At 57.3% G+C, this 16549-nt stretch carries 19 protein-coding genes; 5 read left to right on the top strand and 14 right to left on the bottom strand.

The genetic code is table 11. The features are described from left to right. Positions 1-5: 5 nt before the first annotated feature. From GOV87_RS04930 to GOV87_RS04890, 9 genes are all read right to left on the bottom strand, one after another. Complete coding sequence (locus GOV87_RS04930) at positions 6-293, bottom strand: helix-turn-helix transcriptional regulator (RefSeq protein WP_171122319.1); 288 nt, start codon at positions 291-293, stop codon at positions 6-8. Positions 294-401: 108 nt separating this feature from the next. After that, entirely contained in the window at positions 402-1634 is a 1233-nt protein-coding gene (locus GOV87_RS04925) for a mandelate racemase/muconate lactonizing enzyme family protein (protein ID WP_171211015.1), read from the bottom strand. Positions 1635-1655: 21 nt separating this feature from the next. Beyond that, the gene (locus tag GOV87_RS04920; RefSeq protein WP_171211014.1) at positions 1656-2750 is read right to left on the bottom strand and encodes a Zn-dependent alcohol dehydrogenase; all 1095 of its coding nucleotides are present in this window, start codon (positions 2748-2750) and stop codon (positions 1656-1658) included. Positions 2751-2832: 82 nt separating this feature from the next. Beyond that, positions 2833-4032 carry a TCR/Tet family MFS transporter gene (locus tag GOV87_RS04915; RefSeq protein WP_171211013.1) on the bottom strand — a complete coding sequence of 400 codons (1200 nt, stop codon included), beginning with the start codon at positions 4030-4032 and terminating at the stop codon, positions 2833-2835. Positions 4033-4109: 77 nt separating this feature from the next. Continuing rightward, positions 4110-4835 carry an alpha/beta fold hydrolase gene (locus GOV87_RS04910; protein WP_171211012.1) on the bottom strand — a complete coding sequence of 242 codons (726 nt, stop codon included), beginning with the start codon at positions 4833-4835 and terminating at the stop codon, positions 4110-4112. A gap of 23 nt (positions 4836-4858) precedes the next feature. After that, the gene (gene pcaD, locus GOV87_RS04905; RefSeq protein ID WP_171211011.1) at positions 4859-5647 is read right to left on the bottom strand and encodes a 3-oxoadipate enol-lactonase; all 789 of its coding nucleotides are present in this window, start codon (positions 5645-5647) and stop codon (positions 4859-4861) included. Between the two features lie 59 nt (positions 5648-5706). Then, positions 5707-6681 (bottom strand): threonine/serine dehydratase, encoded by a 975-nt coding sequence (locus tag GOV87_RS04900; RefSeq protein WP_171121761.1) that lies wholly within the window; start codon positions 6679-6681, stop codon positions 5707-5709. After that, positions 6678-7505, bottom strand: coding sequence for an alpha/beta fold hydrolase (locus tag GOV87_RS04895; protein WP_171211010.1), 828 nt, complete (start codon positions 7503-7505; stop codon positions 6678-6680). The genes GOV87_RS04900 and GOV87_RS04895 overlap by 4 nt, the downstream gene beginning before the upstream one ends. After that, a complete protein-coding gene (locus GOV87_RS04890) occupies positions 7502-8191 on the bottom strand; it encodes a haloacid dehalogenase type II (protein ID WP_171211009.1) in 690 nt (229 codons plus the stop codon). Before GOV87_RS04890 ends, GOV87_RS04895 begins: the two co-directional genes overlap by 4 nt. A gap of 110 nt (positions 8192-8301) precedes the next feature. Here GOV87_RS04890 and GOV87_RS04885 point away from each other — a divergent pair, with 110 nt between their 5' ends. Beyond that, the gene (locus GOV87_RS04885; protein ID WP_171211008.1) at positions 8302-8730 is read left to right on the top strand and encodes a peptidylprolyl isomerase; all 429 of its coding nucleotides are present in this window, start codon (positions 8302-8304) and stop codon (positions 8728-8730) included. A 23-nt stretch (positions 8731-8753) separates the two neighbouring features. Here the strand turns inward: GOV87_RS04885 and GOV87_RS04880 are convergent, their stop codons facing one another. The 4 genes from GOV87_RS04880 to fabA are packed head-to-tail and all read right to left on the bottom strand — an operon-like array spanning position 8754 to position 11572. Beyond that, positions 8754-8945: a hypothetical protein gene (locus GOV87_RS04880; protein WP_171211007.1), complete on the bottom strand. Its 192-nt coding sequence runs from the start codon at positions 8943-8945 to the stop codon at positions 8754-8756. 59 nt (positions 8946-9004) lie between these two features. Next, positions 9005-9796: an enoyl-ACP reductase gene (locus GOV87_RS04875; protein WP_171121766.1), complete on the bottom strand. Its 792-nt coding sequence runs from the start codon at positions 9794-9796 to the stop codon at positions 9005-9007. Positions 9797-9801: 5 nt separating this feature from the next. Then, positions 9802-11031, bottom strand: a complete 1230-nt coding sequence (gene fabB / locus GOV87_RS04870) for a beta-ketoacyl-ACP synthase I (protein ID WP_171125815.1) — start codon at positions 11029-11031, stop codon at positions 9802-9804. A gap of 31 nt (positions 11032-11062) precedes the next feature. Beyond that, positions 11063-11572: a bifunctional 3-hydroxydecanoyl-ACP dehydratase/trans-2-decenoyl-ACP isomerase gene (gene fabA / locus GOV87_RS04865; protein WP_170326986.1), complete on the bottom strand. Its 510-nt coding sequence runs from the start codon at positions 11570-11572 to the stop codon at positions 11063-11065. A 189-nt stretch (positions 11573-11761) separates the two neighbouring features. Here fabA and irrA point away from each other — a divergent pair, with 189 nt between their 5' ends. Further along, positions 11762-12178: an iron response transcriptional regulator IrrA gene (gene irrA, locus GOV87_RS04860; RefSeq protein ID WP_171211006.1), complete on the top strand. Its 417-nt coding sequence runs from the start codon at positions 11762-11764 to the stop codon at positions 12176-12178. A gap of 313 nt (positions 12179-12491) precedes the next feature. Beyond that, positions 12492-13286 (top strand): phytanoyl-CoA dioxygenase family protein, encoded by a 795-nt coding sequence (locus tag GOV87_RS04855; protein ID WP_171121769.1) that lies wholly within the window; start codon positions 12492-12494, stop codon positions 13284-13286. A 9-nt stretch (positions 13287-13295) separates the two neighbouring features. Here GOV87_RS04855 and GOV87_RS04850 read toward each other — a convergent pair whose 3' ends face one another. Continuing rightward, complete coding sequence (locus GOV87_RS04850; RefSeq protein ID WP_371813459.1) at positions 13296-14219, bottom strand: hypothetical protein; 924 nt, start codon at positions 14217-14219, stop codon at positions 13296-13298. A 60-nt stretch (positions 14220-14279) separates the two neighbouring features. On the opposite strand from GOV87_RS04850, the gene miaB reads away from it, so the two are divergent. Further along, the gene (gene miaB / locus GOV87_RS04845) at positions 14280-15599 is read left to right on the top strand and encodes a tRNA (N6-isopentenyl adenosine(37)-C2)-methylthiotransferase MiaB (protein ID WP_171211004.1); all 1320 of its coding nucleotides are present in this window, start codon (positions 14280-14282) and stop codon (positions 15597-15599) included. Between the two features lie 179 nt (positions 15600-15778). Then, positions 15779-16543 (top strand): outer membrane beta-barrel protein, encoded by a 765-nt coding sequence (locus tag GOV87_RS04840; protein WP_171211003.1) that lies wholly within the window; start codon positions 15779-15781, stop codon positions 16541-16543. The last annotated feature ends 6 nt before the right edge of the window (positions 16544-16549 follow it).

The following is a 16549-nucleotide window of genomic DNA, read 5'->3' as shown; positions in this document are numbered from 1 at the left end:
GTGGATCAGCTTTTGGGTTTGCAGAACAAATCGTATAGCAGGCCGATCACTTGCGCCGTGTTGCCGTCCTGAAGCGAGTAGTAAATCGTTTTCCCTTCGCGGCGGGTCGAAACCAGACCTTCACCGCGTAACCTCGCAAGCATCTGGCTGACGGCCGCCTGCCGCGTATCCAGCAGCCGTTCAAGCTCACTTACCGATTTTTCGCCCTCGCCCAAATGACATAGGATCATCAGGCGCCCCTCATGCGCCAAAGCCTTCAGGAACGCCGCAGCATTTGCGGCGCTGTCCTTCATGTCCGACAGGGCGTCGTCGGTGTTCTGAATGTTGTCTTCTTTGAGCGTCACGCGCAGCCTGTTCGCAACTGGGGGCTGGTCCAATATGCCTCAGATCGCGGGGGCTTGTCACCCCTCGGTTGCTGGCGCCCCGCCCTGAAAGGCGTTTCCGTTGACATAGTCGCAGGGTTCTTCCTGCATCTGCAGGTGCAGCCCGTCGCCAGTGAACGGATGCGCGCGGGCCAGATCTTCGTCCACGTCGATCCCCAGACCGGGTGCGGTTGGGGCCGTTACAAACCCGTCTTCGACGCGAAGCGTGCCCTTGATCAGGCTATCGTGAAATGGCGTTTCGATAGTTTCCAACAGCAACAGGTTCGGGATAGACGCCGCCAGTTGGATGTTGGCGGCCCATTCAATCGGACCGGCATAAAGGTGCGGGGCCATCTGCGCGTTGAACACTTCGGCAATTGCCGCAACTTTCTTCATCTCCCAAATACCCCCTGCGCGACCGAGTGCGGGCTGCAAGATTTCAGCCGCACCAGCCCGCAAAACCGCGCCGAATTCGGCCTTGGTTGTCATGCGTTCCCCAGTCGCAACTGGGATACGGACGTTGCGGGCAACGCGGGCCATATCTTCGAGCATGTCGGGCGGGGTGGGTTCTTCGAACCAAAGGAGGGAATAGGGTTCCAACGCCTGCCCCAAGCGGATCGCGCCTGCGGTGTTGAATTGGCCATGGGTGCCAAATAGCAGGTCTGCCTTGTCTTCGACGGCGTCGCGGATCGCTTTGCAAAACGCAACCGACATTAAAATGTCGGTCATCGCAGGCATGTGTCCGCCGCGAATTGTATAAGGGCCGGCGGGGTCGAATTTTATAGCCGTGAAGCCGCGCCGGACCATTTCGGCCGCGCAGTCCGCGGCCTGATCTGGCGCAGTCCAGAAATCGGTGAGGTTATGTTGGGGCAGGGGGTAAAGATACGTGTAGGCCCGGATGCGAGGGTTCATCAGCCCGCCCAGCAAGGCATAGACAGGGCGGTCACGGTCCTTGCCAAGGATATCCCAGCACGCGATCTCAAGACCCGAAAACGCGCCCATCACGGTCAGGTCCGGGCGCTGGGTAAATCCGCTGGAATAGGCGCGGCGGAACATCAGTTCGATATTCTCGGGGTTTTCGCCCATCATGTGCCGTTCGAACACATCGCGGATGACGTGCAGCATCGCTTCGGGGCCAACCGATGAGGCATAACATTCCCCCCAACCGGTGATCCCGGTGTCGGTCGTGAGCTTAACGAGGATCCAGTACCGCCCGCCCCAACCCGGAGCAGGCGGTGCGGTGATGATGATATCGAGATCCTGTAGTTTCATCCCGGTTCTCCCCGCGTTGTGTCAGGCCCTGTCGAACACAATGACATTGCGTTTGGCCGATCCGGTTTTGGTGTCTGCGATTGCTTCGTTGATCTGCGCCAGAGACCAGCGGCCCGAGATCAGTTCGTCCAGTTTCAATCTGCCCTGTTCATACAGGTCGATCATCCAGGGAATATCGCGCTGGATGACCACGTCGCCCATCTTGGACCCGATCAAGCCTTGGCCCAAAGCGGCCAGAATGACGGGTTCGTAGCTGGCGGTGTCACCGGAATGGGGCATTCCGATCATGACGGCCTTGCCTCCGCGCCCCAGATACCGGACGGCCTGATCATATGCCGGTATCGCGCCAACCGTAATCAGCACGGCATCGGCACCGCGCCCACCCAACGCATTGTAGGCGTCCTTCCACGGAGCCTTGGAAGTAGCCAAAACGCCATGGGTCGCGCCGAACTCTTTCGCGATCGAAAGTTTTTCTTCGGTCATGTCGACGGCCACGATGCGCCGGGCCCCGGCGATGCGGGCCCCCTGAATGGCGTTCAGGCCAACCCCGCCCGCGCCGATGACCACGACATCTTGCCCGGCGCGCAGACCGGCGGCATTCACTGCGGCACCGACCCCAGTAATCACCCCGCAAGATAGCAGGCTGGCCACGTCCTTGGGCATATTTTCAGGGATTTTGACAATCTGCCGGTGACTGACCACCACCTTTTCCGCAAACGCGCCACAGGCCATTGCTTGTTCCAGCGGCTCGCCCTTCGATGTCTTCAGCGGCCCTTTGACCGTGTCGTATGGCGTTTCGCAAATTGTTGGCTGACCTCCTGCGCAGGACGGGCAGGATCCGCAGGCCCGGATCAGCGTGACGACAACAGCGTCACCTACCTTAAACCCATCGGTGGAACTGCCGACTGCGGTGACGATTCCGGCGGCCTCATGCCCGTAAACGGCAGGCAGGAATCCACCCCACGCGCCACTTGCGTATGAGATGTCGGAATGGCAGATCGCCACCGCATCCAAGGTCACTTCAACTTCGCCCGCAGCCGGTGGGGCAAGCTGAACATCTTCGATCACCAAAGGTTCGTTGAACGCGTGGCATACGGCGGCCTTGATCGTCTGCATGGATTCCCCTCGTTTCGTTTGGATCACGGTGGCGCGGTCAGGGACGCTCTGCAAGACGGAAACCGTCATTTTGGGGTCGTTGTTACGACTTGTTGGGGCGTGAACGCAAAAACATGGTAAATCCAACGATCATCAAGACCATAGCCAGTAGGAACGGTGCCCCGGGCAGGTAAAGCGCGGTTCCGGGTTTGACGAACTGCGCAAAAATACTGGTCATCAACAACGGGGAAATCACCATGGACAAGGCGTGCAGCGATGTAAGAACGCCCTGAAGTTCACCCTGCTGAGAATCCGGTGTTGCGCGCGACATCAGCGCCTGCAGGGCAGGCGTAACAACCGCCCCAAGCGCCGTAATGGGGATCAAAAGCAACGCAATCAATCCGTTTGTGAGAAAACTCAACAACAGAAAGCTGACGATCTCGAAGGCCATACCGTAGACAATGGTGACACGTTCACCCAGATATCGGGTCGCCGGGCGGATCAGCCCGCCTTGTACTGCGGCCATTCCAATTCCGTAGACACCCAGCGACAGGCCGATCATTTGCGCAGACCAGCCGAAACGCTCGGTCGTGAAATAGGCCCAGATCGCCGGATAGACATAGATCGAAACAGAATAGAGGAAATAAACCCACAGCAACGGTCGAATGCCCGGCAGTTCAGCAATTGCGCGCAGCGAATTGACAGGGTTGGCGCGGCGCAAGCTGAAGGGTCTGCGGGTTTTGTCAGTGACCGTTTCCGGCATGACAAACACTCCGATGATGAACGATAGCGAAGACAATATTGCTGCCGCCCAAAAGGGCGCGCGCGTTCCGTATTCACTTAGCAATCCACCAATCACGGGACCGAGGACAAAGCCAACGCCGAAAGCAGCCCCTAGCAGACCAAAGTTCGCGGCTTTTTCATGCGGCTTCGATACGTCGGCCATAAATGCCGCAGCGGTTGAGTGAGTGGCAGCCGTGATGCCCCCGACAATCCGGCCGGCCAGTAACAGCCAGATGCTGCCGGCGATGGCCATAACGACATAGTCCAGCGCCATGACAAAAAGGGAGACTAACAAAACAATGCGTCTGCCATAGGCGTCTGACAGGTTCCCCAGAATAGGGCCGAAAATAAACTGCATCGCAGCGAATGAGGTGCTGAGGACACCGCCCCAAATTGCTGCGCTTGCCAGCGTTCCCCCCTGAACCTCGACGATTAGGTCGGGCATGATTGGCAGCACCAGCCCGATGCCCATGGCGTCGATCATGACTGTCAGCAGGACAAAAAAGAAAGGCAGGCGCATAGGAACCGGGAGAAGGACATGTCGACCGGACCTTAACCATAGTCGTTTGACAAGGAAAATACCGGTTTCGGAAATTCTTATGGGTCGGACGGCAACGAATTGGCGATCTCGTTAAGGATTTCAGCCAACTGGTCCGGATGAGAAAAGAACGGAGAGTGCGAGCTGTCGATCACATATCGCATGTGTTGGGGCGCGGCTTGGCTCATGTGTTCCTGATATTCGTTTGGTATTGTCCGGTCGTCGGATGCGCGGATATATGCCTTTGGAACTTGCTTAAATCGGTCGCCAAGAGGCAGCGGCGTATCCTGAGGCGCAATGGCCTGCGGACACAATCGCGCCAGGGCATAGGGCACCGTTGCAGGGGGACAGTCATGGTAGAATAGCGCCTGAACGCGATCCGGTTTAACGGAATAGGACAACCCATCCGAGGATTTCTCGACAGCGTCGCCGATCGTTTGTCGCGGCGATTTACGGCGCATCTCGATCATTGATTGACCTTCTTCGGGCACATAGGCGCAAAGGTATACCAGTGCTTTCATACCTTTCGGGTCCGCATCGGCTGCTGCGCTGATCGGATAGCCTCCCCAGGAATGCCCGACGATTATCGTTTGGGGCGAACTGGCGGACAGAACGGTATCGCGGCAACTGCGCAATGTCACATCTGCGATCGGTGTCGGGTCTGAACCGTGGCTGGGCATGTCGATCGCGTGCGCCGAGTGGCCCAGATGCTCTAGCGCTGGGACTACGTCGCGCCAGCACCACGCCCCGTGGCACGACCCATGGACCAATAGGAAATCCGCCAAAATACCGCTCCTTCAAAATACGTCTAAATATGTCCTATGTCGGCCATGAACTGCTGAAGCAGGGCCGCGTATTCAACTGGTTGTTCAACACATGGAAGATGGCCCGCCCTCCGCACTAGCTCGAACCGTGAGCCGGGGATCAGGTCGATGGTTTCGCGCACCAGATCGGGCGGGGTCGAGCCGTCTTCGCTGCCGGCAATTCCAAGCGTTGGCAATCTAAGGCCGCTGGTGGGCGTGTAAAAATCGGTGCCTGAAATGGCGGCGCAGCAACCCAGATATCCATCTACCGGCTGGCGCACCATCATGTTTCGCCACAGCAAGTGGTCTGGCGACGCGCGAAATGGCTTTGAGAACCACCGCTCCATCGTGGCGTCCGCCAGCGCTTCGATCCCGCCCTGACGCACCGCGTTCATCCTGTCCTGCCAGATTGACGGGGTTCCGATCTTCGCGGCCGTGTTCGACAGGACCAAGGCGCGAACCTGATCCATGCGCTTCACGGCAAGCCCCTGCGCGATCAACCCGCCGATGGACAGGCCGACGAAGACACAATCCCGAATCTCAAGAAAGTCCAACAAAGCTTCGGCGTCGCGGATCAGTGACCCCATCGAATAAGGCGCAGAAGGGCAGGACGACAGACCGTGCCCACGCTTGTCATACCGGATGATCCGCAGGCCCGGTGGCAAATGCGGCAGCGTGGCGTCCCACAAGCGTAGGTCGGTACCCAGAGAATTGGCGAATACCACGGGTGCGCCATTTGGGTCGCCGTCGACCCGGTAATGGATGCCAATATCTCCTATCTCGGCGAACTGCATGACTTAATCCCCATTCGTCACACGTGGAATTCACAACCTGACTTATCCTGCGTGCGCTGTCAGGTCAGGAATTCCAGTGCTTTCCCAAAGACTTCGGGGTCCGTATTGCCCCCCGATGCAACAACTATCACCGCGTCGCCCTTGATTTCATCGCTGCGGAAAAGGGCCGAGGCCAATGATACAGCACCGCCCGGTTCCAGAACAATCTTGAGGCGCAGAAAGGCAAGCGCCATAGCCCGCAGCGCTTCTTCTTCGGTGACGGAAAACCCCGGACCGCAAAGCCGTTTCAAGATCGGAAAGGTGATTTGGCCCGGTTGCGGTGTCAGGATCGCATCGCAGATATTCCCAGACGACGCGGCGTTGTTCTGTATGTGCCCGGTCGCCAGAGAGCGTTTCACATCGTCGAACCCCTCGGGCTCGCAAGGTCGGGCGCGCAGACCCGGGGCATGCCTTTCAAGCGCCAGCGCGATACCTGACGTCAGCCCGCCACCGCCACAGCACACAAGTACGTCGGCTGTCTCAACCCCCAAGGACGCGGCTTGGCGGGCGATCTCGAGGCCGGTTGTGCCTTGCCCTGCGATTACCTGCGGCTCATCATAGGGCCGGATCAGGGTCAGGCCGCGTTCCGAGGCAAGCCTTTCTCCGATATCCTCCCGGCTTTCATTTGCGCGATCATAAAGGACCACCTCACCGCCCAGCGCGCGCGTATTGTTGATCTTCAACTGCGGCGCATCCGATGGCATGACAATGACTGACGCCGTGCCGTGTAAAGAAGCGGCGTGCGCAACCCCCTGCGCGTGGTTCCCCGAGGAATAGGCAATTACACCGCGCTTGCGATCCGCTTCGCTGAGGGCCGAGATCGCCGACCATGCCCCCCGAAATTTGAAGCTGCCAGTATGTTGCAGACATTCCGGCTTTACCAATACACGGCGTCCCGCGATCTCATCCAGAAACGGAGAGGTCAGGATCGGGGTTTCCCGAACGTGGCCTTTTAACCGCCCTGCCGCGGCTTCAATCAGGTCAAGCGAGCTCATGCAGCGTCCAGTACTTTGTGAATGAGGTCAAGCGATTGGGGTTCGTCCAGAAATGGGGCGTGCCCCCGATCCGGTATCTCTGCCGAGATAAGGCCGGGGTGACGCTTGTGCATTTCCGTCAGCGTTTCTTTGCCAAGTATATCAGAATTCTCGCCCCGTATGACGCCGGTTGGCGTGTCACGAAGCGCCTCGAAGAACATCCACATATCCGGAACGGCCCCCGTTGCGGCTTGTTCAAGCAATGCGGTTCGCAGCGCCGGGTCATAACGCATCGCAAGCCCGTCACCCGTCTGTTCATACTGGATTTCAGCCTGTCGCCGCCAACGCTCCAATGGGACGCCTGGGAAGGTCGGCTCCATAAACTGTTGCAGGACATTTGCGGCTTCATCATAGTTTTTGGACACGGGCTGTTTGCCAACGTAATCCATGATCTTAGCAATACCCGACAGTTCCAGAACCGGGCCGACGTCGTTTAGAACCACAGCCGACAGGCGCTCGGGGTGGCTGGCGGCCAACGCCATTGCGATCAGACCGCCCCGGGATGTTCCGATCACCGTCGCCTTTTCGAGACCGAGGTGATCCAGCAATTCGATCGCGTCATGGGATTCGCGAAAGATATTGTAGTTCATATAGTCCGGGTCGCGGTCCGAATTGCCGCGCCCGCGGTAGTCCATGGTGATCATCCGCATACCCGTCAGGTGCGGTGCCAGAAACGAAAAATCCCGACTGCAGCGGGTCAGTCCCGCCAAGCATAACACCGGCTGGCCCGAGCCCGTGTCGTTGAAATAGATGTTCCTGCCGTCTGTCGTGGTGAAGAAAGTCATTCAAGCCCAGCCAATTGCGGTATCGTCGTCAGGTCGGTCAGAACATGTGCGGGTTTCCATGGCAAACGGTCCATCGGCTCACCCGCCCGGTTGACCCATACGGTCGTAAAGCCGTAACCGGATGCCCCGGCTGCGTCCCAGCCGTTAGAGCTGACGAACAGAACTTCGTCGCGTTCGCCGCCGAACCTACCCTGCACAAGATCATAAACGCTTGCGTGGGGCTTAAAGACTCCAACGCTTTCGACCGACAGGACGTCATCCAGAATGTCACCGATGCCTGCGGATTTTACGGCGCCGTCAAGCATTGGGGGGGAACCGTTGGACAGGATGGCGGTTTGCAACCCTCCGGCCTTCAGCGCGCGCAACATCTCGGGGACTTCGGGATATGCCTGCAACTGCCAGTACAAGTCCAAGAGCCGCTGTCGCAACGTGCTGTCTCCGTCTAGGCCGGTTGCCTCAAGCGCCCAATCCAACCCGTCTTGCGTGACATCCCAGAAATCTGCATGGGCATCCGCAACTGCGCGCAACCACGTGTATTGCAACTGTTTCAAGCGCCAGTAATTCGCCAGTTCCGGCCATTTCTGCTGCAATGCTTCAAAGCCGGGTTCGGCAGCAGCCTGACGTGCGGCCGCCGCGACGTCGAACAGCGTTCCATACGCGTCGAAAACGCAAGTTTTGATTGGCATTTGATCCCCTCCTTTCTTTGGGCGCAGGTTGGCAAAAGAGCGAAGGGTTTACAATGCCGTGTCACACCCTAGGGTTGGCCGCTCAATCCTTTTTCCGGCCGGAGGCCAATATGACCGAAATCAAGCAAGGCGACACGGTTCGCATTCACTACACCGGGACGCTGTTGGACGGCAAAGTCTTTGACAGCTCGGATGGGCGTGACCCGTTGGAATTCGTTGTCGGCTCCGGTCAGATTATTCCCGGTCTGGATAGCGCTATGCCCGGGTTGTCCGTGGGTGAAAAGAAGCGGGTCGAGATCGCTTGTGCGGACGCTTATGGCCCGATCAATCCCGCAATGCGGCAGAGCATTCCGCGCAAAGGAATTCCTGATGACATCCCGCTGGATCCCGGTTCGCAATTGCAGATGCAGGCCCCCGACGGACAGGTTATGCCAGTGACTGTCGTTGAGGCGGACGAGGCGACCGTTACGCTCGACGCAAACCATCCGCTGGCAGGGCAGGACCTAATTTTCGATATTGAGGTTGTTTCGATAAACTAAGCCCACACAAGGCCCGGATCGGATCAGCCTGTAATCAGGCTGGTCCAGGATTCAATAGTGGCGCGAACATGCGGTTGCGTGAAGAATACAAACAGCATCAACAGCATTGTCAGCGTCAGCAATGCTGCGCGACCACGAACCCCTAAAAAACCCTGCTTTCGGCGGGAGCGGGAAACGCGGGGGCTACTTGCGATAATATGTTCGGCTTTGCTCATGCCGCTATCACTGCCGGGGAAAGATGTTCAAATCTTGGCACCGACAGGGAAAGATCGGGTCACATGTGATCCGGTTGCGGCATACCCAGAACATGGAACCCGCCATCGACGCGGATGATTTCGCCGGAAGTACACGCGCCGGCATCTGATGCCAGGTAGACAGCAGTGCCGCCCACAGCTTCAAGCGTCGCGTTCGAGCGCATCGGCGCGTTCTGGTCGCAGAACTTGTAGGTCTTGCGCGCGCCGCCAATGGCCGCCCCTGCCAGTGTCTTCATCGGACCGGGGGAGATGGCGTTCACGCGGATACCTTCAGGGCCAAGATCGTTAGCCAGATAGCGTGTGGCCGATTCCAGCGCGGCCTTGGCCACGCCCATGACATTGTAATTCGGAACCACGCGGTTCGAGCCCTGATAGGTCAGCGTCAGCAACGTGCCGCCATTGTCTTTCATCAGCGGATAGGCGCGGCGCGCGACCTCGATGAACGAATAGGCCGACACATCCATCGAGTGTTTGAAATTCGCCCGTGTTGTGTTCAGAAACCGGCCCGTCAATTCGGATTTGTCCGAATAGGCAATGGCGTGGACCACGAAATCAATCGTCGGCCAGCGTTCGCCCAATTCGCCAAATGCACGGTCCAGCGAGGCGTCGTCGGTGACGTCCGCATCCACCATGAAATCGCTGCCGAGGCTTTGTGCCAATGGCTCCAGCCGTTTGCCGAATGCTTCGCCCTGATAGGTGAATGCGAGTTCCGCGCCAGCCTCGTGCATGGCTTTGGCAATGCCCCACGCGATCGAGCGGTCATTCGCCACGCCCATGATCAGGCCGCGTTTGCCCTTAAGAAGATCCGACATCATATTCACCCGTTATACTTGGACAGAACCATGGACCCGTTCGTGCCGCCAAAGCCGAAGCTGTTGGTCATCACACTGTCCAAACCTGCATTTTCAATCACTTGTGTTGCAATTTCACCGGGCAGGATGCCTTCGGCAAGTGTGTCGACATTGATCGACGGCGTAATGAAGTCATGGTGCAACATCAGCAGGCAGAAAATTGCCTCGAGTGCGCCAGCCGCCCCCTGCGCGTGGCCGGTCATCGACTTGGTCGATGAAATCGGAGGCACATTGCCTTCGCCAAAGATTCTTCGCACGGCTTCAACCTCGCCCACGTCACCGACCGGGGTCGAGGTTCCATGTGCGTTGATATAGCCGACCTTCCGACCCTCGGGGAGGGTGCCCAAGGCCAGACGCATGGCGCGTTCGCCGCCTTCGCCGGACGGGGCAACCATGTCGTGACCGTCAGAGGTTGCTGCATAACCTGTGACCTCGGCATAGATTTTTGCGCCGCGGGCCAGAGCGTGATCCAGATCTTCCAACACGACGATACCGCCGCCGCCCGAGATCACGAAACCATCGCGATCCTGATCGAACGCGCGCGAGGCTTTGGTTGGCGTGTCATTGTATTTCGACGACATCGCGCCCATCGCGTCGAACAAGCAGGACAGGGTCCAGTCCAGTTCTTCACCGCCGCCGGCAAACATGACGTCTTGCTTGCCCAGCATGATCTGTTCCGCCGCGTTGCCGATGCAGTGCAACGAGGTCGAGCAGGCCGATGTGATCGAGTAGTTGATGCCCTTGATCTTGAACGCCGTCGCAAGGTTGGCCGAGATGGTCGAGCACATGCATTTGGGAACGGCGAAGGGCCCGATCCGCTTGGTCGCGCCGTTTTTCAGAACAGTCTGATGCGCCGTCAGCATTGCACTGGTCGACGGGCCGCCTGAGCCAGCGACAAGACCTGTGCGCGGGTTCTCGACCTGATCTTCGGTCAGACCGGCATCAGCGATCGCCTGAGACATGGCGATATGCGCATAGGCCGCGCCGGGCCCCATAAACCGCAGCGTGCGCTTGTCGACATGCTCGGTCACGTCGATCTTGAGCGACCCGGCGATCTGGCTGCGAAAGCCGTGTTCAACCATCTGGTCATTGGCCTCGATGCCGGACTTACCAGCTTTGAGTGAGGCCAGAACCTCTTCGGCATTGTTCCCGATGGAGGACACGACCCCCAAGCCGGTGACAACTACTCGACGCATTTGCGTGCTCCTTATTTCGGCCCGGTCAGGCTTAGGCTTCAGATAATACGACTTTCATATCTTTAACGTCGTAGATCATTTCACCGTCCGCTTCGACGATTCCGTCCGCAACACCCATGGTCAGGCGCCGTGTCTGGATCGCTTTTTTGAAGTCTATTTTGTAAGTCAGCATCTTGCGGTCAGGACGTACCATGCCGGTCAGCTTGACCTCGCCCACGCCCACGGCCATGCCGCGCCCCTGCCAGCCGCGCCAGCCCAGGTTGAAGCCTGTCAATTGCCACAGTCCGTCCAGCCCCAGACAGCCGGGCATGATCGGATTGCCGGGGAAGTGGCAGTCAAAGAACCACAGATCAGGCGTGATATCGAATTCGGCCAGAACGTGGCCCTTGCCATGCGCGCCGCCATCGGCCGAGATATCGGTGATCCGGTCCATCATCAGCATAGGTGGGGCAGGCAACTGCGCGTTACCGGGGCCGAATAATTCGCCACGGGCGCATTTCAGCAGATCGTCCTTGTCAAAGCTGCTCGGGAATTGGGCCATTCTTGCCGCCTCTCCTGCCAGGGGTCCGTTTATCTAATCTGGCCTCGTCTAGCACCCGTATGCAAGGTCCTGCAAGAGCGGTGGTCCACATCATGTTGTGTTCAGACTATTCTTTGCGAATGAAATTCATTTGAAATTACCTGACCACAGCACTTATATATACCTAAGTACAACGAAGGTATCGGATTGATGACACCTGAAAGCCAGAACATCGCCACGAATTGGTTGGTTCACGCCGGATTGCGTCCGACGCGTCAGCGGGTGGCGCTGGCCGAGTTGTTGGTGGGCGATGGCCGTCATCGCCATGTGACCGCAGAGAGCCTTTTTGAATCAGCCAAAAAGAACGGTGATGCCGTATCTTTGGCAACCGTTTACAACACATTGCGCGCCTTCTGCAATGCGGGCGTTTTGCAGGAAATTACAGTGGACGGGTCGAAAAGCTATTTCGACACCAACACCCATGACCATCCCCACTTTTTCTGGGAGGATGAGGGCCGCCTGAGCGATGCACCATCAGAAGAACTGGTGATTCAACGTCTTCCCGAAGCGCCCGAAGGCGTGGAAATAGCTTCGGTGGACGTCGTGATCCGCCTGCGGAAGAAGTAACCTTTCTCAGTAATTGTAAGTAATCACAACGCCTTAACCGTAACCGGGTCTAGCGGCTGTGTGACGTGTCGCGTTGAATCTCCAACGAGGCAGCTCTTTGCGCGACCATCGTGTTTTGCCCGATTTTCAGATTTACCCCAAGAATTGCCGGGCCGCTGATGGCAAGCTGCCATGTCTGCCAATCGCGCAAAGATATACGCTCTGAAGCCGGGGGAAACAAAAAGGAAATCAAGTCCAAATTCGAAAGATGTGATTTGAACCGGGGTTTGATCCATGCGCAGATCGACGAACCACCGGAACGGAGACAGAAAAGATGCACCCTTTGGTTACGCAAGAAATGATTGACGCCTATCAGCGCGACGGTGTGATTCTGATCAAAGGTTTGTTTGCGGACTACGTCGACACCCTGCGCGATGGGATTGAGGTCAACATCGCCGATCCCGGTCCATATGCGTCGGATAACAAAAAGCAGGGTGAAACGGGGCTGTTTTTTGACGATTACTGCAACTGGTCGCGGATCGAACAATTTCAGAAGGTCGTCCACAATTCGCCCGTGGCCGAAGTCGCGGCGGACCTGATGCAGTCTCAGACTGTTCAGATGTTTCACGATCACGTTCTGGTAAAAGAGCCGGGCACGTCGATGGCAACTCCATGGCATCAGGACGGGCCGTATTATTTTGTCGAAGGTCAGCAAACCATCAGTTTCTGGTCGCCGCTGGACCCCGTGTCACAAGCAACGCTGAGGTGCGTCGCCGGATCGCACCGGTGGAAGAAAGAGGTTCTGCCGACTCGCTGGGTTTCCGAAGAAGGGTTCTTTCCCGATGGGGGGCAGTACATCCAAGTCCCTGACCCCGACGCAGAGGGCATGAAGGTCGTCGAGTATGAGATGGCGCCGGGTGACGCCGTTGCCTTCAATTACCGAACCTTGCACGGTGCACGTGGCAATCATTCAGACAGTCGCCGCCGCGCCTTTTCATTGCGCCTTGTTGGTGACGATGCGCGCTATGTCGAACGCCCGGGTCGCACATCTCCTCCGTTTCCGGGGCATGACATGCAGCCCGGACAGCGGCTGCGAGAGGATTGGTTCCCGATTCTTCTCAGACGTTAGGCGTTCGAATCAAAACCACTGACCGGTTTCGATCAACCCCAAGTCCAGCAATTGTCGCGACGACCACTGAAACGGGGTCGAGTTGCTCCAGCGAAAGCACTGGATATTGCTGTTTGAACCAGCGTTGATTTTCAACGCCTTTGCCGCGCGAAACGAGCAGATGGCAGCGGTCAGGTTGTGATGCCACGGGCAGGAATAGGTATTATATTCGGGCTCGTTGAACGTGTGATCGGGTCTGAGTTCCAATCCCGGCTGCGTTTTGAATATGGCGATCCGGTCGATGCGATGGCGTTCATAAGGGATCTGGTCTTCGAACCGCCACCGCAGGCCACCGGACATGTCCAACTGACGCTCCAGCGGATGGCCGTCGGTGTCGTGGCGGGTGTGGGCATAATAACCGGTCTTGTCCAACAGGGCGCGATCAGGGGCTACCCCATTCGGCGCAGCCGTCAGATCATCCGCGTAAAGATCAACGACATGGCATAGCATGGAATTACGGCGCTCTTCCGAATGGAAGGCTAGCAATTCGCCGATCGTCCGTGTCTCACAAAACGGAAAAAACAGGTACTCGGTGTTATAGCAATAATACATCCAAACATCCGGCGCGGCTTTCATGACCTTGTTGATCGCCTCAAAGACGGTTGTGCGCGGTGCGCATGTCAAAGTGACGCGGTGGATACGGTCGGCAAGGGCAGGGTCCAGAGAAAACTCCTGCGGCATGAACACGACAAGAGATTTGAAGCCCAGGTTCAGGTGGTGCTGAATTGTGCCATCGACCTCAACATCGTCTTCGGCAAAAATCAGTGCGACTGGGCCTTTCATGAGGGCCTTCGCGCCGGTTCGCAGGAAAGAGTTGAGGGAGTCGTACTGCATCGCCCGTCTGATTTCATCCAACTGGAGTTTTTGGCCAAAATCGGGTAATCGCGCGGGCATTGCAAGCGGCGTTCGTAAAGTATAGACGACGTCGATCCCGCGAACGCAAAGGCTACACCCATGTCGGAACCCAAAAAGCTGTACATCAAGACCTATGGTTGTCAGATGAACGTCTACGACAGCGAGCGTATGGCCGAGACAATGGGCGGTCAGGGCTATGTCGAAACAAAGACGCCTGACGATGCAGATATGATTCTGCTGAACACCTGCCACATCCGTGAAAAGGCGGCTGAAAAGGTCTATTCCGAACTGGGCCGTTTCAAGGGACTGAAGGCGGAAAAGCCTGATCTGAAGATCGGCGTCGCAGGCTGTGTTGCGCAAGCTGAGGGCGAAGAGATCATGCGCCGGCAACCTCTGGTCGATTTGGTGGTGGGACCGCAGAGCTATCACCGTCTTCCAGAGATGGAAGCCAAGACCCGCGAAGGTGCCAAGGCGCTAGACACGGATTTCCCCGAGGAAGACAAGTTCGAGAAATTGAAAAACCGCCCCAAGGCCAAGCGCGGCCCGACGGCGTTTCTGACTGTACAGGAAGGTTGCGACAAGTTCTGCGCCTTCTGTGTGGTGCCATATACCCGCGGGGCCGAAGTCAGCCGTCCAGCCGACCGCATCATTCGCGAAGCGCAGGATCTGGTTGAACGTGGCGTGCGCGAAATCACTCTGCTGGGTCAAAACGTTAACGCCTATCACGGTGCGGGGCCCAATGGGGACATGACGCTGGCGGGTCTGATCTGGGAATTGAACAAGGTTGATGGGCTGGAGCGCATCCGGTTCACCACCTCGCACCCCAACGACATGGCCGATGACCTGATCGAGGCGCATGGAACTTGCGACAAGCTGATGCCCTACCTGCATCTGCCGGTGCAGTCAGGCTCGGATCGGATTTTGAAGCGGATGAACCGCAGTCATACCGCCGAAAGCTATCTGCGCCTGATCGAACGCATCCGCGCAGCGCGGCCTGATATCATCATGTCAGGCGATTTCATCGTGGGCTTCCCCGAGGAGACAGACGAGGACTTTCAGGCCACGTTGGATTTGGTCGAGCAGGTCAGATACGGATATGCGTATTCGTTCAAGTATTCCACGCGCCCCGGAACCCCTGCCGCCGAACGGTCTCAGGTTGATCCTGAGGTGGCGGATGACCGCCTACAGCGTTTGCAGGCCATGATCACGCGGCACCAGCGCGAAATTCAGGATTCGATGGTTGGACGAAATGTCCGCGTGCTGTTTGAAAAAACCGGCCGTCTGCCCGGGCAGATGGTCGGAAAATCCGAGTATCTTCATTCGGTTCACGTCTCGGATGCCGATGTCGAGGTGGGTGAGTTGAGAGACGTGCGCATCACCAGCTCAGGCTCGAATTCGCTGGCTGGCAGGTTGCTTTGACGCGACATTTTTCGTGTCGTTGCGTCATGGTTGAATCTTATGGAAAAATTTACCCTTGATTTATGACTTGGAACTATGTTTCGAGAAAAGTCATATTTTTTAGGGGTATACGGCTCTAGCCGTCCCTGAGGTCGTTTTTGCGTCGCCCAGTATCAAGGGCGTGGCCATGGAGAGTGCGAGTGAAGGTTTTGAATCTTATCAATATACTCAAATTCAAACTGCCACTTTCTGCTTTGGTTGCATTTGTGTTTCTTTCCGGCGCGGTAACGGCTGGCAACCTTGAAGAAGGTGTTTCAGATCCTCCCATCGTCAGCCCCAAGCGTTTCGACAGCGACGTCAGTGCGTTTTATCTCGGCTTGACCGGCGGATACGCGACCAGTGGAACGGATCGCTTTGGCCTGACAACGCCCACCGATACATTTGCGATCGGTGAATTGGATCTAAGCGGTTCCTATGGTGGTGTACGGGCAGGATGGCGGGGTATTCTACCGGCCAGGCAAGGCCGCGACTATGTCTACGGGTTTGAAATCGGATATGACTTCGGTTCGCTGGATGATGATGTCACGACGCAAATCGGGGGCATCACTGTGGACGGTGGATCCGAAGTCTCGGACGTTGTGTCGATTCGCTTCCGAAATGGCCTTACCAACAAAAGCGGCACGGTGTTGTATTTCCTCTCGGTGGGTTATGTGAACGGTGACGTTGAAACCACGAACAGCTTGTCTCTTGGGCCTACGGTTCAAAGCTTTGCAGAAAGCGACTCGCGCAACGGGTTTTCCGCCAGCATTGGTGCGGAACACAATTTGAACGCCAATTGGTCGATTACAGGCGAATATGAATACGTTCAGTTTGATTCCAAGGACATCGTCTTTGAAAATGGATTTTTCACCAAGTCGACACCGCGGTATCGGGGTTTGCGATTTGGCTTGAATTACCGGTTCTGAACAACC

Source organism: Ruegeria sp. HKCCA5426, from assembly GCF_013034585.1.
GTDB lineage: Bacteria > Pseudomonadota > Alphaproteobacteria > Rhodobacterales > Rhodobacteraceae > Ruegeria.
This window is presented reverse-complemented; position numbering and strand designations above follow the sequence as displayed.